This is a genomic window from uncultured Buchnera sp., from assembly GCF_913776765.1.
Lineage (GTDB): Bacteria > Pseudomonadota > Gammaproteobacteria > Enterobacterales > Enterobacteriaceae > Buchnera > Buchnera aphidicola_AO.
Map to the genome: position 1 here is coordinate 1 of NZ_CAJYPO010000001.1, position 23,917 is coordinate 23,917.

Genomic DNA, 23,917 nt, shown 5'->3' on the forward strand with positions numbered 1-23,917 from the left:
GGCGCAAAACGAGTTTTTACTTTCATATATTCCTTAAACTAAAAATTTTTACTTAACTTATTCATATATTTTATATATATTTTTTTGAATTTTATAAATTAATTTTATAAATGTTAAATTATAGATACTTATTTCATCATAACGATTAAATTTACAACAAACAAATACTCTTTTAAAAAAAAAGATTGACTCTAATTTTCTTACCTTTACAATAAAGCTATAAATATCATTAAAAAGGGTGATTAGCTCAGTTGGTAGAGCTCCTCCTTTACACGGAGGAGGTCGGCGGTTCGAGTCCGTCATCACCCATCAAAAAATATTGGGGTCGTTAGCTCAGTTGGTAGAGCAGTTGACTTTTAATCAATTGGTCGCAGGTTCAAATCCTGCACGACCCATAAAAAAATTTTATTTAATCAATAAATTAAGTTCAGTTTCATTAATAGTTTTTATTTTTAATTCAGTCGCTTTAAAAATTTTACTGCTACCCGATTTTTTTCCATAAATTAATAAATCTGTATTTTTAGATATACTATTAGACAATTTAGCACCTAATTCAATCAATATTTCTGCTAATTCACTACGTGAAAAAGAAACAAATTTACCTGTTAAAACAATTCTTTTATTAAAGAAATTTTTATTTTTTAAATTCATTTCATTACTTTCAAAAAAATATATCTTATCAGAAAAACGAGTTACTAATTCTCGATTTGAAAAAATCGAAAAATAATTAAATATATTAGTAGCAATTTCTTTTCCTATGCCATTTACAGATTCTAAATCTAATATTGTTGCGTTTATTATTCTATCTAATGTTTTAAAATTTATAACTATTTTCCTTGCTATTACTTCGCCTACAGAAGGAATTCCTAAAGCAAAAATTAAACGTTTTAAACTAATTTTTTTTGTTTTTAAAATAGCATTGATAATATTTAAACTTTTTTTTTCTTTAATTTTGTCTAATTGTTGTAATTGAGATTTTGTAAGATAAAAAATATCTATAGGATTTGTAACGATTTTTTTTTTTATTAATTCACTAATAATTTTTGGTCCTAAACCAGTTATATTTAATGCATTCTTTGAAAAAAAATGATGTAATGCTTTTTTTTTCTGAGCATTACATGTTAATCCATTATGACAACGTATTATTTTGTCTTCTTTGTTTTCTATTAAACGTGAATTACAAACTGGACAAAAAATAGGAAAAAGTATTTTTTTTTGATTTTTAAAACAGTTTTCTTTAATCACACTAATAATTTTAGGTATAACATCACCAGAACGACGAATTAAAATAGAATCGTTAATATGTAAATTTAATTTTTCGATTGAATTTTTATTATATAAAGAAGCTTTTCTAATAATTGCTCCTGATATACAAACAGGATCAAAATATGCTACCGGTGTAATTATACCTGTCCTACCAACTTGAAATTTTACATCACGTAGTTTGGTAATTTCTTCTTTAGAAATAAATTTAAATGCAATAGCCCATCTAGGAAATTTATTATTAGAACCTAATTTATTTTGTAATTCGACTGAATCTATTTTTATAACAATACCATCTATATTAAAATTAAAAAAATAGCGTCTTTCTTCAATTTTTTTATAAAAATTAAATATTTCCACATGATTTTTACAAATTAACATTTCGTGATTAATTGGTAAACCCCATTTTGAAAATTGCATTAACCTTTCATAATGGCTTTTAAAACATTCCATTCCTTTAAATAAACCGTATCCGTGACAAACAAAAATTAATTTTCTTTTAGCAGTTATTTTTGAATTAATTTGACGTAAAGATCCTGCTGCTGCATTTCTAGGATTAGAAAAAGATTTTTTTTTACTAATATAAAGTTTTTTATTTAATTCTAAAAAATCAGACTTTAACATAAAAACTTCACCTCTTACTTCTAATCTTTTAGGTATAGAAACTCCTTTTAATTCTAAGGGAACAGATTTTATAGTACGTATATTATCTGTTATATTTTCTCCTATATAACCATCTCCACGAGTTGCTGCACGAACTAGAATGCCTTTTTCATAAATCAAACTAACAGCTATACCATCAATTTTTAACTCGCAACAAAAGTTTATTAACTGATTTTTATCAAAAAATTTTTTAACTCTGTTTTCAAAATCTAAAAAACCATTTAAATCAAATGTATTTTCTAAAGACAACATAGGAGAAAAATGTACTATTTTTTTAAATTTTTCAATTAAGTTAGAACCCACTCTTTGAGTCGGAGAATCTACAGTAATAAATTCTTTATTTTTTAATTCTAAATTATACAATTGACTTAATAAATAATCGTATTCTGCATCAGAAACAATAGGCTGATCTAAACTGTGATAAAAATAGTCATATTTTAAAATTTTTTTGCGTAACTTATCAATTTTTTCTTTAATCAGTTTCATAAGTATATTAGGTTTCTATTAATAGAAATTAATATTTAATTATTACAAATTTTTTAAATTAATAATATTAATATTTTTTTATGTAATTTTTTATCATAATATAAAAAAATGACCTTCATAAATAACTATTTAAATTATTAAAAACACTTTTTTTTAAATACATGTTTAAATTTAAAAAAATTATTTCTTAATATATTAAAAAATAATTTTTATAAAAATTATTATTTAAAATAAAATATAATAATAAAAAATATAAATTTTATCAAAAATTAACTAAAAATCAGCATCAAGGCATTGAAAAAATGAATAAAATATATACAGATAACTCTTTAACTATCGGGAATACACCACTTGTTCGTTTAAATAATATAGGAAATGGAAAAATTTTAGCAAAAATAGAATCTAGAAATCCAAGTTTTAGTGTGAAATGTAGAATTGGTGCTAATATGATATGGAATGCAGAAAAAAAAGGATATCTAAATAAAAATATAGAATTAATTGAAGCAACTAGCGGTAATACAGGAATAGCTTTAGCGTATGTTGCAGCAGCAAGAAATTATTCATTAACTCTTATAATGCCTGATTCTATGTCTATAGAAAGAAGAAAATTACTACAATCTTTAGGTGCAAATTTGATACTAACAAATGGAAAATATGGTATGAAAGGTGCTATATCTAAAGCAAATGAAATTGTATCTTTAAATAAAAAAAGATATCTTTTATTAAAACAATTTGAAAATCCAGCTAATCCAGAAATACATCAAAAAACTACTGGCCCAGAAATTTGGAGAGATACTAATGAAAATATAGATGTGTTAATTTCAGGTGTAGGTACAGGCGGAACAATTACAGGAATTACAAGATATATAAAAATAGAAAAAGGAAAAAAAGATTTAATTAGCATTGCTGTTGAACCTTTAGAATCACCTGTAATTACACAGTTTTTATCAGGAAAAGAAATAAAACCTGGATTACATAAAATACAAGGAATAGGAGCTGGTTTTATTCCTAAAAATTTAGATTTATCATTAGTTGATAGAGTAATTACAGTATCAAGTAAAGAAGCAATACTTAACGCTCAAAAAATAATGAAAAAAGAAGGAATATTGTCAGGAATTTCTTCAGGTGCAGCTATAGCAGCAGCTTTAAAAATACAAAAAGAAAAGAATTTTGAAAATAAAACTATAGTAGTTATATTACCTTCTTCTGGAGAACGTTATTTAAGTACAGAACTATTTTCCACATCATTCTAAAATGGAAACCATTATCAAAAATACAACTTCTTTAATAAAAAGAAATAAATTAATTTTATTATAGAAGTTGTATTTTAATATTTTAAATTAAAAATTTATTTTAAAATATATTAAAATTATTTCATAAACTTAATATTACCTAAGGAAAAAAAATGTTTCAAAAAGAAATTAAAATCAATGCTTTACATGGTTTACATACTCGACCTGCAGCCGAATTTGTAAAAGAAGCAAAAAATTTTCTCTCCGATATTCATATTATTTATAATGGAAAATCTATTAATGCAAAAAGTTTATTTAAAATTCAAACGTTAGGTTTAGTTAAAGACAGCGTTATTACATTGTCTGCAGAAGGTAAAGATGAAAAAAAAGCTATTGAACATTTATCTAAAATAATGACAGAACTAGAATAAATTATAATTGAAAATAATTTATACACTTTGTAAAAATACCGGAGGTTTTATATTGCTTCCGGATTTATTTTATAAAAAATAATATATTCGCCTGACATTCTATGTTTTCCCCCTCTAAAATAAATAAACTTTATAATTAAGGTAATGTTATGATTTCAGGCATTTTAGCATCACCGGGTATAGCTTTTGGCAATGTACTTTTATTAAAAAACGAAGAAATTGTCATTAACCGGAAAATTATTTCTACTGAAAATATCAAAACAGAAATAAATAAATTCTTTGACGGTAGAAAAAAATCAGTAAAACAACTAACAGAAATAAAAATAGCCACAGGCGAAAAATTTGGAAAGAAAAAAGAAGGTATCTTCGAAGGTCATATAATGCTTCTTGAAGATGAAGAACTAGAAAAAGAAATAATTGATTTAATCAAAGAAAAAAAAATATCAGCTGCAGAAGCCACTAAATTTATTATTGAAGGACAAGCCAAAGCATTAGAAGAAATAAAAGATGAATATTTGAAAAACAGAGCGATTGATGTAAGAGATATTGGTGCTCGTTTACTAAAAAATATACTTAATATTAGTATTGTTGATTTAAACAATATAAAAAACCAAGTTATTTTAATCTCAAAAGACCTTACTCCTTCAGAAACAGCACAAATCAATTTAAAATATATTTTAGGGTTTATTACAGATTTAGGTGGTCCAACATCACATACATCGATCATGGCTAGATCACTTGAAATACCAGCTATTGTAGGTACTGTGAATATAACTAAAAAAGTAAAAAATAACGATTTCATTATTTTAGATTCTATTAATAATGAAATTATTATTAATCCATCTAATCAACAAATCAATGAAAAAAAACAAGTAGAAAAAAAATATTTTTTTAAGAAAGAAAATTTAAAAAAGTTAAAAAACTTATATGCCACTACTACCGATGGACATAATATTAAAATCGGATCTAATATTGGAAATATTCAAGACATTGATTCGGCAAAAAAAAATGGTGCTGAATGCATAGGTTTATATAGAACAGAATTTTTATTTATGGGAAGAAGTACACTTCCTACTGAAAACGAACAATTTCAAGCATATAAAGAAATTGTAGAATCAATGGAAAATAAGTCAGTTATTGTCAGAACCATGGATATTGGTGGCGATAAAGATCTTCCATACATGAATTTACCAAAAGAAGAAAACCCTTTTCTAGGATGGAGAGCTATACGTATTTCAATGGATCGTAAAGAAATTTTACATGCACAATTAAGAGCAATTCTTAGAGCTTCTGCATTTGGTAAAATTTGTATTTTATTTCCTATGATTATATCAGTAGAAGAAATTAGAACGTTAAAAATTGAAATTCAAAAACTTCAAATTGAATTAAAAAAAGAACATTTGATATTTGATAAAAATATTAAAATTGGAATTATGATAGAAACTCCTGCATCAGCCATAATAGCAGAACATCTAATAAAAGAAGTTGATTTTTTTAGTATCGGTACTAATGATTTAACACAATATACTTTAGCAGTAGATAGAGGAAATGATTTAATTTCACATCTTTATAATCCTATAAATCCCGCTGTTTTAAAATTAATTAAAAAAGTTATTGATATATCACATTTACATGGAAAGTGGACAGGTATGTGTGGAGAATTGGCAGGAGATGAACGCGTTACTGCACTTTTATTAGGTATGGGTTTAGATGAATTTAGTATGAGTTCAACAAGCATTCCTAAAATTAAAAAAATTATTCGTAAAACATCTTTTTCAAAATCTCAAGAATTGGCTAAAAAGGTATTAAACGCAGCAACTACAAAAGAAATTTTAGATCTATTAAATAAATTTATTATTTAAGGAAAAATAAAAATTTAATTTATAAAAAGACTTAGGAGAAAAAAAATGAGTTTCTTGTCTAATTTTTTTAATAAAAAAAAACCTAAATATTCAAAAAAAATAGATATTTTAGCACCTTTATCAGGTGATATAATAAATATTGAAGATGTACCAGACGTTGTTTTTTCTAAAAAAATTGTCGGTGATGGAATAGCTATTAATCCCTCAGGAAATAAAATGCTTTCACCAATGAACGGTACAATTGGGAAAATACTAAATAGTATGCATGCCTTTTCAATTATTTCAGAAGATGGAGTAGAATTATTCGTACATTTTGGAATTGATACAGTAAAATTAAAAGGAGAAGGTTTTACAAAAATAGCAAAAGATAATCAAAAAGTAAAAATAGGAGATACTATTATCTTATTTGATTTAAATTTATTAAAAGAGAAAGCTCATTCTATTTTAACACCAGTTGTAATATCTAATATAGAAAAATTTAAAAAAATAGAAAAATCATCAGGTACAATTATTGCTGGAAAAACAGTTATTATGTCTTTATATAATTGATTTTTAATATAAAAACGGTGCTATTATTTAGTACCGTTTTAACATAAAGATAAGGAAAAGACATGTTTTGTCTTCATAATATAATTATTTCTACTACTATAGGAATAGTACAAGGAATAGCTGAATTTTTTCCTATTTCATCTACAGGACATATGATTATTTTTGTTCATTGGTTAAATATAGAAAACAAAGATACTAAAATATTAGAAATATTTGTTCAACTTGGATCTACTTTGGCAGTTTTTTTATTTTTTTACAAAAAAATTCTAAAAATATTACGATTGCCAATGAAAAAAGAAAACAAAAAAACAAAAAACACACATATTCTTATTTCTATTTTACCGACAATTTTTTTAGGATTAATGTTTTATAATAAAATTAAATTGCTATTTAATCCTATTAACGTGATGTATGCATTAGTATTAGGTGGATTTTTTCTAATAATTGCTGAAATGTTTAAACCAAAAAAATTAAAAACTAATTCTATCAACGATATAAATTTAGTACAATCATTAATTATTGGATGTTTTCAAACTCTATGTTTATATCCAGGATTTTCAAGATCTGGAGCCAGTATCGCAATAGCAATATTATTAGGTTTAAAACGTTCAGTTGCAATAAATTTTTCTTTTATTATTTCAATTCCATTGATAACAGGAGCATCAGTTTTAGATTTGATAAAAAACATTCATAATATTAATATGTTAAATATTTCATATTTCTTTAGTGGATTCGCTGTATCCTTTCTTGTTTCTTTTATCTTCATAAAAAAACTAATTAAGATACTTAATAAAGTATCGTTAACATTTTTTGGAATTTATCGTTTTTTAATAGCAGGATTGATTTATTTTTTAAAATAAATAATAGAATTTATTTTTTTAAAAAAAAATATTTTTTTTTCATACGCCATAATTCAAGTTTTTTAACTCTTAATTTATTTAGTTCATTTCTAATATTATAGCCTTTAAAACCTTGATTCAAAATTTTTTTAACAGAAACATCTTTGACAATAAAAAAACATTTTTTTAAAAAACCAGTTTTTAATTTAAAATTAAATATTTTGTTTTGATTATGATGGAATAAATTAAAATCAGATAAAAACGATAATTTATAGATTCGATCTGGTTTTCTCCAAGCATCTATTTTTGAGAACATATCAACAATATTTTTAGAAGACTGATAGTGAATTGAATTTAAAAAAACATAAAAACCAGCATTTAAAACTGCTAATTCTCGGATATTTAATGGAACGTCAAAACGATTACATAAACGTTTTACAAATGTAGCAGCATACTCATCATAATTTTTTTTTGTAGAAGAAAATTCTATTTTTTGAGGTAAAAATTGGCATAAATAAGAAAATTGTATGGAAATATCTTTAGTTAAAATACGTATCTTAGATAAACCCATTGATAAAAAACAGCTATTATATAAATTTTGAAAAAGTGGAGAAGAAAATCTTTTTCTTTCATATAGAAAATAAATTTCTGGAAAAACAGAATATAATGCTTTACAAGAATATAAAACTTGAAAATAAACATGAGGATTAGAGGTTTTAAAAGCTTTTTCAGTTTCATTCCAAATTCTATTTTTAGTCAAATATAAAAGTTCATTTTTTTTTACCATCTTAGACATTAAAATCATTGTTTTCTTATCGATATAGAAACCTAAATGAGCCAAACTAGCTGCGAATCTTGCTGTACGTAAAACACGCAATGGATCTTCTATAAAGGAGTCTGAAACATGACGCAATAATCGAAGTTCTAAATCTTTTTTACCTTGAAAAGGATCAATATAATTACCGTATTCATCTTTAGCAATAGCATTAATAGTCAAATCACGTCTAATCAAATCTTCTTCTAGTGTAACATCAGAATTAAATTCAGTATAAAAACCAGTATATCCTTTACCAGATTTTCTTTCTTTTCTTGCTAAAGCATATTCTTCGTGTGTTTCTGGATGTAAAAAAACAGGAAAATCTTTTCCTACTTGTTGAAATTTTTTTTTTAATAATATTTCCTTTGTACCTCCTACTACTACCCAATCTCTATCTTTAATTGGTAAATTTAATAAACTATCACGAACAGCTCCTCCTACTAAATATATTTTCATAAAAATTTTCCCATACTAAAAAATAGAATTCTATTCTATAATAGAAAGAATAAAATATATTAAATAATTATCTAAATTTTATAAAAATAAAATCTTGTAATAATTTTTTATATAATATATAAAAAAATTAATTAACTTTTAGGATTAAAAACCTAAAAAACACTCATTTATTTTTACTGAATTATTTTAATTTAAAAGTAGCAATTAACAATTTTATATAATTTAAAGAGATTACCATGAAAAAAAAATTAATTAATTTTAAAAATGCACTTGTTCTTGTCGTTGGAGACCTTATATTAGATTGCTATTGGTATAGTAAAAATTACTATGTATTATTAGAAGAATCACTACCAATTGCGCCAATTAATAAAATAAAAAAACAACCAGGTGGCGCTGCAAATGTTGCCAAAAATATCGCAGAAATTGGTGGTAACTCTAAAATAATTGGTTTTATTGGTACAGATTATGAAGGTTTAATATTAAAAAAACTACTTAATCATATCAGAATTTATCCTGATTTGATTAGTATAAAAAAAAATAAAACAATCACAAAAATCAGAATTTTATCAGAAGATAAACAGTTAATTAGATTAGATTTTCAAGAAAAATATATTTCAAAAAAATTTAATTTATTATATGAAAAAATTATTAACTCATTAACATATTATAAAGTTTTAGTACTTTCGGATTATGCAAAAGGTACATTAGTTAATGTAAAAAAAATTATTAATTTAGCAAAAAAAATGTCCGTTCCTATACTTATAGATCCAAAAGGATTAGATTTTAAAAAATATTCTGGTGCTACTTTATTAACACCAAATCTTTCTGAATTTGAACAAATAGTGGGAAAATGTTACGAAGAAAAAGAAATATTACAACGAGGAATAAAGTTAGTATCTGAATTAAATTTATCAGCATTATTAGTTACTCGTGCGAAAAATGGTATGACTCTGTTTCAACCTGAAAAACAACCTATACATTTTCCAGCTATATCTAAAATAGCATTAGACGTAACAGGTGCAGGAGATACTGTGATTTCAATAATAGCTTCTTCTTTAGCTACAGGATATTCGTTAGAAGAAGCTTGTTTTTACGCAAATGTTGGGGCTAGTATAGTAGTACAAAAAATAGGTACTGAAACACTAACAATTAATCAATTAAATACAGCTTTAAACATCTAGTATTATACTTTAAAATTAATAAAAATTTTTTTGCGTTTTTTATAAAAACAAAAATTTTTTCAAAAATAATTTTATATCTAAATATTATTAGTAATACTTAGGTATAAAAAAAGATACATAAATATAGTTAAAAACTATATGTTTCCACATTGCTCTTAAATTTTATTCAATATATAATAAAAATATTTAATTTTTAATTATTCCTGATTTTTTAAAATTTTTTATTTAATAAATATAAGAAGGTTTTCAAAATGAACCAAACACTGCTTTCTGAATTTGGAAACCCTATAGAACGTGTTGAAAACGCTATATATTCCTTACAATTAGGTGAAGGTATTATTATATTAGATGATGAAAAACGTGAAAATGAAGGAGATCTGGTTTTTTCATCCGAAAAGATGACAGTCGAGCAAATGGCGCTAACAATTAGATATGGTAGTGGTATTGTATGTTTATGTATAACAGAATCTAAACGTAAAAAGCTAGATTTACCTATGATGGTTAAAAACAATACCAGTACTTACCGTACTGGATTTACAGTCACAATAGAAGCTTCAAAAGGTGTTTCTACTGGTGTATCAGCAAAAGATCGATTAACTACTATAAAAACAGCTACAGCAGATGATGCCAAGCCTAGTGATTTAAACAGACCAGGACATGTATTTCCTCTCAGAGCAAATAGCGGAGGAATATTAGCAAGAGCAGGACATACAGAGGCAGCTGTCGAAATGGTTTCACTTGCTGGTTTTAAACCATATGGAGTAATTTGTGAATTAACCAACAAAGATGGATCTATGTCTCGAACACCTGAAATTATAAAATTTTCGAAATCTAAAAAAATGAAAATATTAACTATTAAAGATTTGATTTGCTACATTAAAAATAAAAAATAAAAATTTATATCAAAAAAACCATTCTTACATATAAGAATAATACTTATTAAATATGAGATAAATTATCTATAGGCCATTTTGGTTTAACAAGTATTTCTAATGAAGAAATTATGCTCGCCTCTTTATAACGCAATGATCCAAGATAAGCAATCATTGCACCATTATCTGTACAGAATTTTAATTGAGAACAAAAAAGTTTTCCATTAAAAACTTTTTTCATCATATCTTTCGATCTTTTTCGTAATGAAGAATTTGCACTGACACCACCTGCTATAACTAGACGTTTCCATCCTTTCTTATATAATGCTTTTTTAGTTTTAATTAACAATACATCGATTACTGCATCTTCAAAAGCTCTTGCAATATTAGCTTTTTGTTGAATATTTAAAATTTTATTGTTGATAACTTTAGAAGTAAAAGTTTTTAAACCTGAAAAACTAAAATTTAAACTTGAATGATGTATCATAGGTCGAGGAAAATAAAAGTAATTTTTTATTCCCTTAGCTGCTAAATTAGATAATTCACGTCCATTTGGATATTTTAATCCCAGCATTTTTGATGTTTTATCAAAAGCTTCACCTGCAGCATCATCTAAAGAATTTCCTAATATTTCATATTTTCCTAATTTATAAGCAGCAATTATTTGTGTATGCTTTCCAGAAACTAATAATGCAATAAATGGAAATTCAATTGACTTATACTCTAACATTGGTGATAATAAATGCGCTTCCATATGATTGACAGGTAAAACAGGAATATTTAAAGCAAAACCCAAAGAACATGCAAATGTAGCACCGACTAATAAAGAACCAACTAAACCAGGTCCCGCAGTATATGCAATAAGATCAATTTCCTTCATAATATTTTTTTTTTTAAAAATTTTATCTAACAAAAAAATTATTTTCCTTGTATGTTCACGCGCTGCTAATTCTGGAATAATACCACCGTAATTAGCATGTATTTTTTTCTGACTATGCAATTCATTAATTAATAAACCTTTAGAAACATCATAAATAGCTATACCAGTATCATCGCAAGATGTTTCAATACCTAAAACTTTCATTTTTTATACACCTATAAAATTAATTTAAAATAAAATAATTAATATTGATAAAATGGATATTATTGAAAATAATTTACTTAATAAGTTTTTTAAAAAAGTGAAAAAATCAAAATAAATAAAAGATAATGCTACTTTACAAAATAATCTTAATTGAGATAGGATCTATTCTATATTTAAAAAAATATTAATTATTAATTTTTTATACCTATCAAGTAAAAACAATAGAGGTAAAATTTGAATGCCAATAATAAAAGTACGTGAAAATGAGCCTTTTGATGTAGCACTTCGTCGTTTTAAAAGATCTTGTGAAAAAGCTGGTATTTTAGCTGAAATTCGAAGAAGAGAATTTTACGAAAAACCCACTACTGAACGAAAACGTGCCAAAGCTTCTGCTGTCAAACGTCTCGCAAAAAAGCTGACAAGAGAAAATGCAAGACGTATTCGTATGTATTAATATATTTCTTAAAAAACTAAAAAACCGTTCTTTTTTAAGAACGGAATTTTATTCTACCATATAAAAAATATATGTCTGGAACAATACCTAAATATTTTATTAATGAACTATTATTTCGTACAAATATTGTTGAACTTATAGAAACACGAATAAAATTAAAAAAAAATGGTAAAAATTATCAAACTCATTGTCCTTTCCATAATGATAAAACCCCATCTTTTACTGTAAATTATGAAAAACAATTTTATTATTGTTTTGGATGTAATGCACATGGAAACGCAATTGATTTTTTAATTAACTACGATAATTTAAATTTTGTAGAAAGTATTGAAGAACTCGCTGCAATTCATAGTATTGAAATTCCATTTAATAAAAAAAGTATAACTGAAAAAAACTATTATCTAAAAAAACAAAAATTATATTCATTAATGAATGAAATATCTAAATTATATCAAAAAAACATTATTTTTACTGATTCAGCAAAAAAATACTTAATTAAAAGAGGAATCAACAAAAATATGATTGATTTTTTTTGTATTGGATTTTCAAGTAATAAATGGAATTTATTTTCTAAAAAATTCAATATAAAAAAAGATTTTGAAAAAGATTTATTATATTACAAAATAATTTCTACTAATAAAAATGGATATGTGTATGATCCCTTTCAAGGGCGTATCATTTTTCCTATACATGATCAACATGGAAGAATTACAAGTTTTGGAGGACGTTCAATAACAAATAATATTTTACCAAAATATCTTAATTCACATGAAACTGATATTTTTCATAAAGGAAAACAAATTTATGGATTATATCAAGTGAAAAAAAAACACTCTAAACCAAAACATCTACTAGTTGTAGAAGGATATATAGATGTTATTATGTTAACACAATATAATATTGAATATGTAGTTTCATCATTAGGTACATCTATAACAAAAGAACATATACAGATGCTTTTTCGTCATACTAATACAGTTATATACTGTTACGATGGTGATGATGCAGGTAGAAATGCCTCTTGGAGAACTTTAAAAATTGCATTACCATATATATCTGATGAAAAAAGTATAAAATTTATAATGTTACCTAAAAATGAAGATCCCGATACAATTATAAAAAAAGAAGGTAAAAAAAAATTTCAATTACGTATTGACAATGCTCTTACAATGTCAAAATTTTTTTTTAAAAATATTTTAAAAAACGTTGATTTATCATCTAATGATGATAAGTTCCACTTAAGTGTACGTGCTTTACCTTTAATAAACTGTATATCTAGTGATACAATAAGAATTTATTTACGACAAATATTAGCTAGAATAATAGGAATTTTAGATGATTATCAATTTGAAAAATTTTTATATGAAAAAGAAAGAAAAAATAAAAATTTACAATTTCAAATTAAACATACTCCTATGCGAATTCTTATAAGTTTACTTATTCAAAATCCTAATTTAGCCAAATTAGTATCTTCAACAAAAAAATTTGAAAATGAAAAAATAAAAGGACTGCCTATTTTTTTAGAAATTTTGAAAACATGTTCTGATAATCCAAATTTTAACACAGGTCAATTATTAGAGTTTTACAGAAACAGTAAAATAATTAATATTTTAAAAATTTTATCTAAATGGGATCATATGATAATTAAAGAAAAAATTCGAAATATGTTTGTAGATTTATTAAAAAACACATACAGTAAAATTCTAGAAAAAAGACAAGAAAAATTAATTGCAAAAGAAAGAGTTAAGGGATTGACGATAGACGAAAAAAAAGAGATTTGGTCTATTAATAAAAAATTATCAAAAAAAAATAATTTTAATTAAAATTACTTTAGTTTAAATTAAAAAAAACAATCATTATTCATTATTGACTAAAAAAAGTCAATTAATATTCATTAAATCAATAAAAATTTGGATATTTTCCTATGGAGCAAAACCCACAGTCACAACTTAAGCTGCTTGTTACACATGGTAAGGAGCAAGGGTATTTAACCTATGCCGAAGTTAATGATCATCTACCAGAAGAAATTATTGATTCTGAACAAATCGATGACATTATTCAGATGATTAATGATATGGGAATTCAAGTCGTCGAAGAAGCACCTGATGCAGATGATTTAATTTTAAATGAAATAAATACAGATACAGACGAAGATGCAGTTGAAGCTGCTACACAAGTTTTATCAAGTGTTGAATCAGAATTAGGAAGAACTACCGATCCTGTTCGTATGTATATGCGGGAAATGGGCACTGTTGAATTGCTAACAAGAGAAGGTGAAATTGATATAGCTAAAAGAATTGAAGAAGGAATTAATCAAGTTCAATCTTCTGTATCAGAATATCCAGAAGCTATTACTTATCTTTTAGAACAATATGATCGAATTAAAACTGGTCAAATACGATTATCTGATATAATAACAGGCTTTGTAGATCCAAATGCAGAAGAAATATTCTCTCATCCTACAGCGACAATACATATTGGTTCTGAAATTTTAGATGATATCACCCATGATAATAATGCAAACGAAGATGAAAACGAAGATGAAAACGAAGATGAAAATAGCATTGATCCAGAGCTAGCTAATGAAAAATTTACAGAATTACGAAAGCAATATACTAATACAAGCAATACAATTAAAAATAAAAATAGAAATCACAAAGATTCATTGTTAGAAATTTATAATCTTTCAGAAATTTTTAAACAATTTAGATTGGTGCCAAAACAATTTGATCATTTAGTTAATAACATGAGGAATATGATGGATAGAGTGAGAATACAAGAAAGAACGATTATGAAACTATGTATTGAAGAATGTAAAATTCCTAAAAAAATATTTTTAAAAATTTTTTCAGGAAAAGAAACTGATGAAAACTGGTTTAAAAAAGAACAAAATTCAAATCAACCGTGGTCTGAAAAGTTAGAAGGAATTAAAGAAAAAGTTTTTTCTAGCATAAAAAAACTAAGTCAAATAGAAAAAGAAACAGGTTTAACAATCGAACAAGTTAAAGACATTAATAAAAGAATGTCTATTGGAGAGGCTAAAGCTAAAAGAGCAAAAAAAGAAATGGTAGAAGCTAACTTAAGATTAGTTATTTCTATTGCAAAAAAATATACTAATAGAGGACTACAATTTTTAGACTTAATTCAAGAAGGTAATATTGGACTTATGAAAGCAGTAGATAAATTTGAATATCGTCGAGGCTATAAGTTTTCAACTTATGCAACTTGGTGGATTAGACAAGCTATTACTCGTTCTATTGCTGATCAAGCACGAACTATTCGAATTCCTGTACATATGATAGAAACTATTAATAAACTTAACCGAATTTCTAGACAAATGCTTCAAGAAATAGGACGAGAACCAACTCCAGAAGAACTTTCTGAAAAAATGTTAATTCCTGAAGATAAAATTAGAAAAGTTTTAAAAATAGCTAAAGAACCAATATCTATGGAAACACCTATTGGCGATGATGATGATTCACATTTAGGTGATTTTATAGAAGATACTACATTAGAATTGCCACTTGATTCAGCTACATCTGAAAGCTTAAGATCAGCAACACATGATGTTTTATCAGGTCTTACAGCTCGTGAAGCAAAGGTACTTCGCATGCGTTTTGGAATTGATATGAACACTGATCATACTTTAGAAGAAGTGGGAAAACAATTTGATGTTACTCGAGAAAGAATAAGACAAATAGAAGCAAAAGCATTAAGAAAACTCCGTCATCCAAGTAGATCAGAAGTATTACGTAGTTTTTTAGATGATTAGTGTAAACGAAATATATCTAATATTATCGAAAATAAAACTTCTGTACTAAAAAATAGTAATATATAAACTATATTCTTAAGAAAGAAACAGGAGTTTTAATTTCAAAAAAAATATATATAAATTAGATACCTTCTCCATATTGAAAAAATTCTAAATGACGTATTAAATTATTATTTTCCTCTTGAAAAAATTTTTTTTCACTAGTTTTAACTTTTTTAATAATTTTAGCGGGAACACCTGCAACAGTAACAAATGGGGGGATATTTTTTAAAACCACAGATCCAGCTCCTACTTTTACTCCTTTACCAACTTCAATATTACCTAATATTTTTGCTCCAGCACCTATAGTAACTTTTTTTCTAATTGTAGGATGTCTATTTTTACCGCTGTTTTTACCTGTTCCACCTAAAGTTACTGAATGAAAAATTGAAACGTCATTCTCTATAATTACACCTTCTCCAATAACAATCCCAGTTGCATGATCAAACATGATTCCAGAACCAATGGAAGCACCAGGATGAATATCTACTGAAAAAACAGTAGATGTTCTACTTTGTAGGTATGTAGATAACTCATATTTTTTCATATTCCAAAGATAATTACTTAATCTATATGCTTCTAAAGCTTGAAAACCTTTTAAATATAAAAGAGGGGTTAAATAATTTTTTACGACTGGATCACGTTGTAATACTGCTTTTATATCTTTAGCTACAGAATTCATTATAAATACATTATTTAAATATATATCATTAAAAATATTATATAATTTTTTTTCGGATATCATCGATGTTGATAATTTATTAGATAATATATAACTTAAAGAACCACTTATTTTTTTATGATTTAATATACTTTCTTGATAAAACTTTGATAAAACTGGTTCTTTTCTTAATACATTTTGAGCTTCATGCTTTATTATATTCCATAGCTCTAAGACTTCTAAAGAACACATAATTTCCTCCTCCTTACAACAGTATTTAAAATAAATTAGTTTAATTTATAAAACCAATAAAAATTAAAAATTGTCTTTTTGATTAAAATTATCTTTTTCAAATTTTAAATTTTTATAAAAAATATCATCAAAATTAATAGGTGCAAGATTCAATTGCGGAAAACTACCATAAGATACTAAACTGGATATACATGTTCTAGCATAAGGAAATAAAATATTTGGACAATAAGATCCTAGACAATGTTTTAATTCTTTTTCATTTAAATAAGAAATAAAAAAAATACCCACTTGATGAACATCGCATAAAAAAACTAAATTTTTCTCGCTTTTTACTATCACTCTTACTTGTAAAGTGGTCTCAAAAATATTTTGTTCTAATTTTTTAGAAACTGTATTTAAATTAAATTTTATTGTAGGATCCCATTTTTTATGAAAAATATTTGGAGTATTTGGAGCTTCAAAAGAGGCATCTTTTATATAAATTCTCTGAATTTCAAAAGATTTCTTTTTCAATTGTTTTTCTGACATATACTATCCATTAAAATTAGTAAAATTTATATTTTAAATGTTAAAAACATTGGATTTTAAATCTTAATTTAACAGTCTATTTTAGAAAATTATTTTTTTTATTAAAAGTAGTAGGTAAGTGTTCTGTATTCCAAGAATCCATCCCATTCTTTAAAAAATAAATTTTATCTAATCCACATTTAATGAATTTTTTAATATATTTATTATAATCATCGAATGAATCTATAATAAGAATAATAGGAATAGATTTAGATAAATCTAACTCTTTTATTTTTTTTGAATAAATATTTTTGAACGGAATATTAATAGCATTTACAATATGACCCGAATTATATAATTCGACAGATCGTGTATCAATTACGATAGCATTATTTTCATTTATTAGTTTTATTGCATGAAAGTTATTAATAATTTTAGATTTTAAATACATATTTTTAGTACTTAAAAAAACTATTGAAATAAGAAAAAAAAACCATATAAAACTAAGTACTAAATTATTAGAAATAAAAAATAATATATCTTTCATACAATAAAAATCCTATATTTCATAGTTTAAAAAAATATTCTTTTATAAAAATTAACTTTAATTTTAGAATTTAAAAAATTTAAATATCTTATAAAATTTAAAAATAAAAAAATTTTTTAATTAAAAATTAGTTTTTTATAAAATATTCAATCTTTCTTTTTCTTCTATAATCTGTTTGCGTATCTCATTGAACGCCACTCCACCTTTAGAAGATCGCTTTTCAAGACATGCTTCTAACGTAATATTTTCATATATATCATCAGTAATAAGAGTACTATATTTTTGAAATATAGATAAATCTAAATCATTTAAGGATTTTTTTTCATTAATAGCTCGTAGTACTAATTGACCAGATATATTATGTGCTTCACGAAAAGTCATACCTTTTTTTACTAAATAATCCGCAATTTCTGTCGCATTAGAATAACCTTTTTCTGCAGCTTGACGACAAGAAGAGCGATTTAATTTTATATTTTTTAGAACTAAACTAGCTATTGATAAAGAATCATGCCAAGTTTTAAGCGAATCAAAAAGACCTTCTTTATCTTCTTGAAGATCTTTATTGTAGGACAAGGGAAGAGATTTTAAAACAACCAAGATAGAAACTAGAGCACCATGAACACGACCACATTTAGAACGTATCAGTTCCAATGCATCTGGATTTTTTTTTTGAGGCATTAAGGACGAGCCAGATGTAATAGAATCAGATAATTCAATGAAATTAGCTTCACTAGAGTTAAAAAAAATCAAATCTTCAGAAAATCGAGATAAATGAGTCATACTAATTGAAGAAGCAGATAACAATTCTATAACATAATCTCTATCAGAGACACTATCAAGTGCATTATCAGTTTCTGAATTAAAACCCATCGATATAGCAAGTTTTTTTCTATTAATATTCCATGCTGTTCCAGATAAAGCTCCAGAACCTAATGGACTAACATCTAATCTCTTTAAAATATCTTTCAAACGACTAGCATCACGTTTTAACATTTGTATATAAGCTAAACACCAATAAGAAAATGTAATTGGTTGAGCGCGTTGTAAATGGGTATAACCTGGCATTATAATATCATAATTTAATTCAGCAACAAAAATAAAATTTTTTTGTAAGTTAATAATACTATCTAATAAAACAAAAATTTTTCTTTTACACCATAATTTTAAATCAGTTGTAATTTGATCGTTTCTACTACGACCAGTATGTAGTTTTTTACCTAGTTCACCTATTTTTTTGATAAGATTAGCTTCTATCCAACTATGAATATCTTCATGATCACTCTCAAGAATTTTTTTTGGATTATTATAAATTTCTTTTTTTAAAAAAATTAACGCAGACTCTATTTTTTTTTGCTCTTCTTGAGTAATAACACCAACTTCAAAGAGAGATTTAGACCAAGCAATAGATGCAAATATATCCTCTTTAGCTAAAACATAATCAAAAGGTAAAGAAGCATTAAATTTTTTAAACATTTCGTTAGATTCATCAAGGAATCTTCCACCCCAAAGCGACATATATTTTCTCTATGAAATAATGATTTAAAAATTAATTAAAAAGTAAAAAATATTTACATATTTTATTTTAACTTGTTTTGAGCACGTATTCTAGAAGAAAGAGAAAAAAGACGAATAAAACCTTCGGCGTCAGAGTGTTTATAAACTTCATCTGCACCAAAAGTTGCATATTCTTCAGAATATAAAGAATTTGAAGATTTTTTTTGTACGGGAATCGCATTTCCTTTGTACAGTTTCAATACCACTTCACCGTTTACTTCAGAAGATAAAGAATCTGCAGCAGCTTGCAATGATTCACGAATTGGAGTAAACCAACGTCCATCATAAACAACTGAGGACATTTCTAAACCAATTTTTTCTCTCCATTTAAAACTCTCTCGATCAAAAACCAACTGTTCAATTGCTCTGAGTGCTATAGTCATAATAGTACCACCTGGAGTTTCGTAACAACCTCTAGACTTAATACCAATAAGTCTATTTTCAACAATATCTATTCTTCCTATAGCATGTTTAGAACCAATTTCATTCAATTTTTGTATACATTTCAAAGGAGTTAAATATTCATTGTTAACAGATATAACAGATCCTTTTTTTACTATTAGTGAAATATATTCTGGTTTTTCTGGAGCATCTTCTAGTTCTACTGTCCAATTCCAACAATCTGGATTTGGTCTATTCCAAAGATCTTCAAGCAAACCTCCTTCTGTAGAAATATGCCAAGAATTTTCATCTTTACTATAAATTTTTTCTAAAGTTGCTGACGTTGAAATATTTTTTTTGCGTAAATATTCTAATAATGATTCTCTTGAATTAAGATTCCATTCACGCCAAGGAGCAATTACTTTCATATGAGGTGCCAATGCAGCATAAGCGATCTCAAAACGAACTTGATCGTTACCCTTACCAGTAGCGCCATGACACAAAAATTTTGCTCCAATTTTCGAAGCAAATTCTACTTGCTTTTTCGCAATAATAGGTCTAGCCATTGCTGTACCTAATAAATAATTCCCTTCATATAAAGCACCTGTTTTTAAGACTGGATATACATAATCTTTTATGAATTCTTCTTTTAAATCAAAAACGTGGCAACTAATAGCACCAGATTGCAGTGCTTTTTTTTCAATACCATTTAAATCTTCTTTTGATTGACCTATATTCGCTACAAAAGCTACAACATCAACGTGATAATTTTCTTTTAACCAAGGAATGATTGCTGAAGTATCTAAACCACCTGAATATGCTAAAACAACTTTTTTAAGATTATTCATAATATTTTTAAAACCTATTATAATTAGACTATACTACAACTCGAGTACCAATATTTATGCCGTCAAATAACAATTTAAGTTCATCTGTATTTTGCCAACTAGCAATATCTATAGGACGTTGTAAAACATGAGCAGCTTCTAAAGCAGCATTAACCTTAACAATCATACCATTAGTAATAATACCCTGAGATATTAATCTTTTAGCTTGAGAAGAATTTATTTCTGGAATTCTTTGACCTTTACCATCTAATATTGAACTTATGTCAGATAATAAAATTAAATTTGCTTCTAAAGTAGTGGCTAAAGCCATAGCAGCTAAATCTGCATTAACATTCATTAATAAACCATCATCTGTAATACCTATAGAACTAATAATCGGCAAAATACCTTGTTCACATAATTTTGTCAAAAAAAGAGGAGAACCTGGTTTAGCTTTTCCTACATGCCCTAAATTCTTATCTAATTTTTCTACTTTTACACTTTTTCCATCTGCTAAACATAAACCGACAGCATTTATTTTATATTTTAACGCCCATGAAAGCAGAATTTTATTAGCAGTTCCCGCTAACGCACCTGTAATAATATTAATATGTTCAGATTCGGTGATTCGTAAGCCGTTTTTTTTCTCAACAGGCAATGATAATTTATTCATTAAATCGTCTATTAATCGTCCTCCTCCATGAATTATTAAAATATGTCGTTTGTTAGATATTTGATAATCAATGAGTGCTTTAAATAAACGCATCATTGCATCATCACTTTCTAAAAGAACTCCACCTAATTTAATAACTAAGGGATTCATCATCAAAAAATACCTCATTTAAATAATTGATTCAATTTCCGAAAATCCAAAACGAATGTTAAAACATTGTACAGCTTGTGCAGCTGCACCTTTCAATAAATTATCTTCAGCAGCTATAATAACAATATATTTATCTTTAATTATAAATCCAATATCACAAAAAGGTAACTTTACCACAGCTTTAATACTGGGAAAGTTTTTTTGATATATTCTAATCAATGGTTTTTCTTTATAAACTGAATTATATAAATTATAAATATCCTGTAATCTAAAATTAGAATTTAACTGACATGTAATAGTAGCAATAATTCCACGTGAAAAAGAACCTAAATTTGGAATAAAAATTACTGGAATGCCTAAATGTTCTATGATTTCAGGAGTATGACGATGAGTAAAAATATTATATGGATGTAAACTAACTTCACAAAAACTATTAGTAATACTGGCTTTTCTACCAGCTCCGCTAACACCACTTATAGCATTAATAATAGGAATAAATTTTTTATCTAAAACGTTTGATTTTATAAGAGGTTTTAATGCTAATTGTATACACGTTGCATAACAACCTGGTACGGCAATTAATTGAGCTTTTTTAATTTCTTTCTGATTCCATTCAGCTAATCCATATACAGATTGTTTTAAAATATCTTGATGTTTATGAGAGAATTTATAATACTTTAGATAAGTATCAGTATTTTTAACTCTATAAGCACCGGATAAATCAAAAACAACACAATTAAGAGATAAAAAAAAAGGCACGAGAGAATGACTAACATGATGATCTGTAGCCAAAAAAACAGCATCAATATCTTTATCAATTAAAGTAGAACGATTAATTGCTTCAAATGGTAAATCTATAATATTTGTAAATTGTTGATGCAGTTCTGAAAACAACTTACCTATACTTGAACTATTTTCTGAAACAAAAATTTTTTTAATTTTAGAAAACATATGACGGTTAATATAATTAACTAATTCTGCACCAGCATATCCACTAGCGCCAACAATTAACACATTCAACATAAATGAATAAACCTTAAAAATAAAAAAGTATTAAAAAAAATGAATTCGTTAAATTTTTAAAAAAATACATTTTATTAATTACTAAATTTTATTGAAATTTTTTATTTAATTTTTTGTTTTATAAATAATTAAAATAAATTATAATTTTAAGAAATTTTAATAAATTACCTAAACAAAAACCACTTAAATGATAAGAAAAATACCTTCTTTTATTGAAATATATGAATCATTAATTAAAATACCTACTATTAGTAGTCAAAAGAAAACACTTGATCAAAGTAATAAAATTTTAATTGATTTATTATCTAATTATTTTTCTGAACTAAAATTTTCAATAAAAACACAAAACATTCCGAATACAAATAAATTTAATATGTTAGCTTCTTTTGGTAATGGAACAGGAGGTCTTTTACTTTCTGGACATACAGATACTGTTGACTTCGATGAACATTCATGGACAAAAGATCCTTTTAAACTAACTAAGCAAAAAAATAAATTATATGGACTAGGAACAGTAGATATGAAAGGTTTTTTTGCTTTTATACTTGATGTTTTATGCTCGATAAATATAAAAAAAATTAAAAAACCAATTTATATTCTTGCAACTGCAAACGAAGAAACTGATATGTCAGGAGCTAGACATTTTGTTAAATCGACCAGTATAAAACCAGATTGTGTTATAATTGGAGAACCCACATCTTTACAGTTAGTAAAAGCACATAAAGGACATATCTCTTATTCTATTAATGTTATCGGCAATACTGGTCATTCTAGCGATCCCTCTAATGGTGTTAACAGTATTGAAATTATGCATGTAATTATAAAAAAATTACTTAAATTGAAAACGTATTTAAGAAAAAAATATTGTCATAAAGAATTTTCTATCGGATATCCTACTATGAATTTTTCTTCTATAAATGGAGGTAATGCAATTAATCGAATTTGCGCATTATGTAATTTAAAATTCGAAATAAGACCTATACCCGGATTGACTTTAACACAAATTGAAATTTTAGTTCAAGAAATGTTACAAGTAACTTTTAAAAAATGGCCGAATCGTATTTTTTTAAAAAATCTTTTTTTTTCTGTACCTCCATATGAATTTCCTAAAGAAAGCATAATCGTCAAAAAAATAGAAAGTTCATGTAAATTAATTCCAATAACAGCTAATTATTGTACTGAAGCACCTTTTCTTAAAAAAATTGCACCAACTTTAATATTAGGACCAGGATCTATTGAACAAGCACATCATGCAGATGAATATTTAGATTGTTCTTTTATCGAACCTACTAAAAAAATTATAAAAAAATTAATAAGAAAATTTTGTTATTAAAAAAATAAT

General features: G+C 25.5%; 21 protein-coding genes and 2 tRNA genes. 13 read left to right on the plus strand and 10 right to left on the minus strand.

What is annotated here, in order from left to right; translation table 11 throughout:
• Positions 1 to 236: 236 nt before the first annotated feature.
• Both QZ401_RS00005 and QZ401_RS00010 read left to right on the plus strand, forming a co-directional pair.
• Positions 237 to 309, plus strand: a tRNA-Val gene (locus QZ401_RS00005).
• 13 nt (positions 310 to 322) lie between these two features.
• A tRNA-Lys gene (locus QZ401_RS00010) sits at positions 323 to 395 on the plus strand.
• A 10-nt stretch (positions 396 to 405) separates the two neighbouring features.
• On the opposite strand, the gene ligA is transcribed toward QZ401_RS00010, so the two are convergent.
• Positions 406 to 2,412, minus strand: a complete 2,007-nt coding sequence (ligA, locus tag QZ401_RS00015) for an NAD-dependent DNA ligase LigA (RefSeq protein ID WP_295163888.1) — start codon at positions 2,410 to 2,412, stop codon at positions 406 to 408.
• A gap of 302 nt (positions 2,413 to 2,714) precedes the next feature.
• Here ligA and cysK point away from each other — a divergent pair, with 302 nt between their 5' ends.
• The 5 genes from cysK to QZ401_RS00040 all read left to right on the plus strand — a co-directional run bounded on the left by cysK (position 2,715) and on the right by QZ401_RS00040 (position 7,346).
• Entirely contained in the window at positions 2,715 to 3,665 is a 951-nt protein-coding gene (gene cysK / locus QZ401_RS00020) for a cysteine synthase A (protein ID WP_295163889.1), read from the plus strand.
• Between the two features lie 152 nt (positions 3,666 to 3,817).
• Positions 3,818 to 4,075: an HPr family phosphocarrier protein gene (locus QZ401_RS00025; RefSeq protein ID WP_158336867.1), complete on the plus strand. Its 258-nt coding sequence runs from the start codon at positions 3,818 to 3,820 to the stop codon at positions 4,073 to 4,075.
• Between the two features lie 149 nt (positions 4,076 to 4,224).
• Positions 4,225 to 5,937 (plus strand): phosphoenolpyruvate-protein phosphotransferase PtsI, encoded by a 1,713-nt coding sequence (gene ptsI / locus QZ401_RS00030; protein ID WP_295163891.1) that lies wholly within the window; start codon positions 4,225 to 4,227, stop codon positions 5,935 to 5,937.
• Between the two features lie 45 nt (positions 5,938 to 5,982).
• Positions 5,983 to 6,486 carry a PTS glucose transporter subunit IIA gene (gene crr / locus QZ401_RS00035; RefSeq protein ID WP_295163893.1) on the plus strand — a complete coding sequence of 168 codons (504 nt, stop codon included), beginning with the start codon at positions 5,983 to 5,985 and terminating at the stop codon, positions 6,484 to 6,486.
• Positions 6,487 to 6,548: 62 nt separating this feature from the next.
• Entirely contained in the window at positions 6,549 to 7,346 is a 798-nt protein-coding gene (locus QZ401_RS00040; protein WP_295163894.1) for an undecaprenyl-diphosphate phosphatase, read from the plus strand.
• A gap of 10 nt (positions 7,347 to 7,356) precedes the next feature.
• On the opposite strand, the gene QZ401_RS00045 is transcribed toward QZ401_RS00040, so the two are convergent.
• Entirely contained in the window at positions 7,357 to 8,598 is a 1,242-nt protein-coding gene (locus QZ401_RS00045; protein WP_295163896.1) for a tRNA CCA-pyrophosphorylase, read from the minus strand.
• Between the two features lie 236 nt (positions 8,599 to 8,834).
• On the opposite strand from QZ401_RS00045, the gene rfaE1 reads away from it, so the two are divergent.
• Positions 8,835 to 9,779, plus strand: coding sequence for a D-glycero-beta-D-manno-heptose-7-phosphate kinase (gene rfaE1 / locus QZ401_RS00050; RefSeq protein ID WP_295163897.1), 945 nt, complete (start codon positions 8,835 to 8,837; stop codon positions 9,777 to 9,779).
• 251 nt (positions 9,780 to 10,030) lie between these two features.
• Positions 10,031 to 10,672 carry a 3,4-dihydroxy-2-butanone-4-phosphate synthase gene (gene ribB, locus QZ401_RS00055; protein WP_295163898.1) on the plus strand — a complete coding sequence of 214 codons (642 nt, stop codon included), beginning with the start codon at positions 10,031 to 10,033 and terminating at the stop codon, positions 10,670 to 10,672.
• 46 nt (positions 10,673 to 10,718) lie between these two features.
• Here the strand turns inward: ribB and tsaD are convergent, their stop codons facing one another.
• On the minus strand, positions 10,719 to 11,735 hold the full coding sequence (tsaD, locus tag QZ401_RS00060; RefSeq protein ID WP_295163901.1) for a tRNA (adenosine(37)-N6)-threonylcarbamoyltransferase complex transferase subunit TsaD: 1,017 nt from the start codon (positions 11,733 to 11,735) through the stop codon (positions 10,719 to 10,721).
• A gap of 238 nt (positions 11,736 to 11,973) precedes the next feature.
• Here tsaD and rpsU point away from each other — a divergent pair, with 238 nt between their 5' ends.
• The 3 genes from rpsU (at position 11,974) to rpoD (ending at position 15,961) form a co-directional block, all read left to right on the plus strand.
• Complete coding sequence (gene rpsU / locus QZ401_RS00065; protein WP_009874014.1) at positions 11,974 to 12,189, plus strand: 30S ribosomal protein S21; 216 nt, start codon at positions 11,974 to 11,976, stop codon at positions 12,187 to 12,189.
• A gap of 71 nt (positions 12,190 to 12,260) precedes the next feature.
• The gene (gene dnaG, locus QZ401_RS00070; RefSeq protein WP_295163904.1) at positions 12,261 to 14,012 is read left to right on the plus strand and encodes a DNA primase; all 1,752 of its coding nucleotides are present in this window, start codon (positions 12,261 to 12,263) and stop codon (positions 14,010 to 14,012) included.
• Positions 14,013 to 14,113: 101 nt separating this feature from the next.
• Positions 14,114 to 15,961: an RNA polymerase sigma factor RpoD gene (gene rpoD / locus QZ401_RS00075; RefSeq protein WP_295163905.1), complete on the plus strand. Its 1,848-nt coding sequence runs from the start codon at positions 14,114 to 14,116 to the stop codon at positions 15,959 to 15,961.
• 121 nt (positions 15,962 to 16,082) lie between these two features.
• Here rpoD and cysE read toward each other — a convergent pair whose 3' ends face one another.
• From cysE to argC, 7 genes are all read right to left on the minus strand, one after another.
• The gene (gene cysE, locus QZ401_RS00080; RefSeq protein ID WP_295163907.1) at positions 16,083 to 16,913 is read right to left on the minus strand and encodes a serine O-acetyltransferase; all 831 of its coding nucleotides are present in this window, start codon (positions 16,911 to 16,913) and stop codon (positions 16,083 to 16,085) included.
• A 63-nt stretch (positions 16,914 to 16,976) separates the two neighbouring features.
• Positions 16,977 to 17,441, minus strand: a complete 465-nt coding sequence (gene secB / locus QZ401_RS00085; protein ID WP_295163909.1) for a protein-export chaperone SecB — start codon at positions 17,439 to 17,441, stop codon at positions 16,977 to 16,979.
• Between the two features lie 76 nt (positions 17,442 to 17,517).
• The gene (locus tag QZ401_RS00090; protein ID WP_295163911.1) at positions 17,518 to 17,967 is read right to left on the minus strand and encodes a rhodanese-like domain-containing protein; all 450 of its coding nucleotides are present in this window, start codon (positions 17,965 to 17,967) and stop codon (positions 17,518 to 17,520) included.
• 135 nt (positions 17,968 to 18,102) lie between these two features.
• Positions 18,103 to 19,482, minus strand: a complete 1,380-nt coding sequence (gene argH, locus QZ401_RS00095) for an argininosuccinate lyase (RefSeq protein ID WP_295163913.1) — start codon at positions 19,480 to 19,482, stop codon at positions 18,103 to 18,105.
• 62 nt (positions 19,483 to 19,544) lie between these two features.
• Entirely contained in the window at positions 19,545 to 20,750 is a 1,206-nt protein-coding gene (locus tag QZ401_RS00100) for an argininosuccinate synthase (RefSeq protein ID WP_295163916.1), read from the minus strand.
• 28 nt (positions 20,751 to 20,778) lie between these two features.
• Entirely contained in the window at positions 20,779 to 21,552 is a 774-nt protein-coding gene (gene argB, locus QZ401_RS00105) for an acetylglutamate kinase (protein WP_295163918.1), read from the minus strand.
• A gap of 18 nt (positions 21,553 to 21,570) precedes the next feature.
• Complete coding sequence (argC, locus tag QZ401_RS00110) at positions 21,571 to 22,575, minus strand: N-acetyl-gamma-glutamyl-phosphate reductase (protein WP_295163925.1); 1,005 nt, start codon at positions 22,573 to 22,575, stop codon at positions 21,571 to 21,573.
• A 187-nt stretch (positions 22,576 to 22,762) separates the two neighbouring features.
• Between argC and argE the strand changes: the two genes are divergently transcribed.
• Positions 22,763 to 23,908, plus strand: a complete 1,146-nt coding sequence (gene argE, locus QZ401_RS00115) for an acetylornithine deacetylase (RefSeq protein ID WP_295163927.1) — start codon at positions 22,763 to 22,765, stop codon at positions 23,906 to 23,908.
• The last annotated feature ends 9 nt before the right edge of the window (positions 23,909 to 23,917 follow it).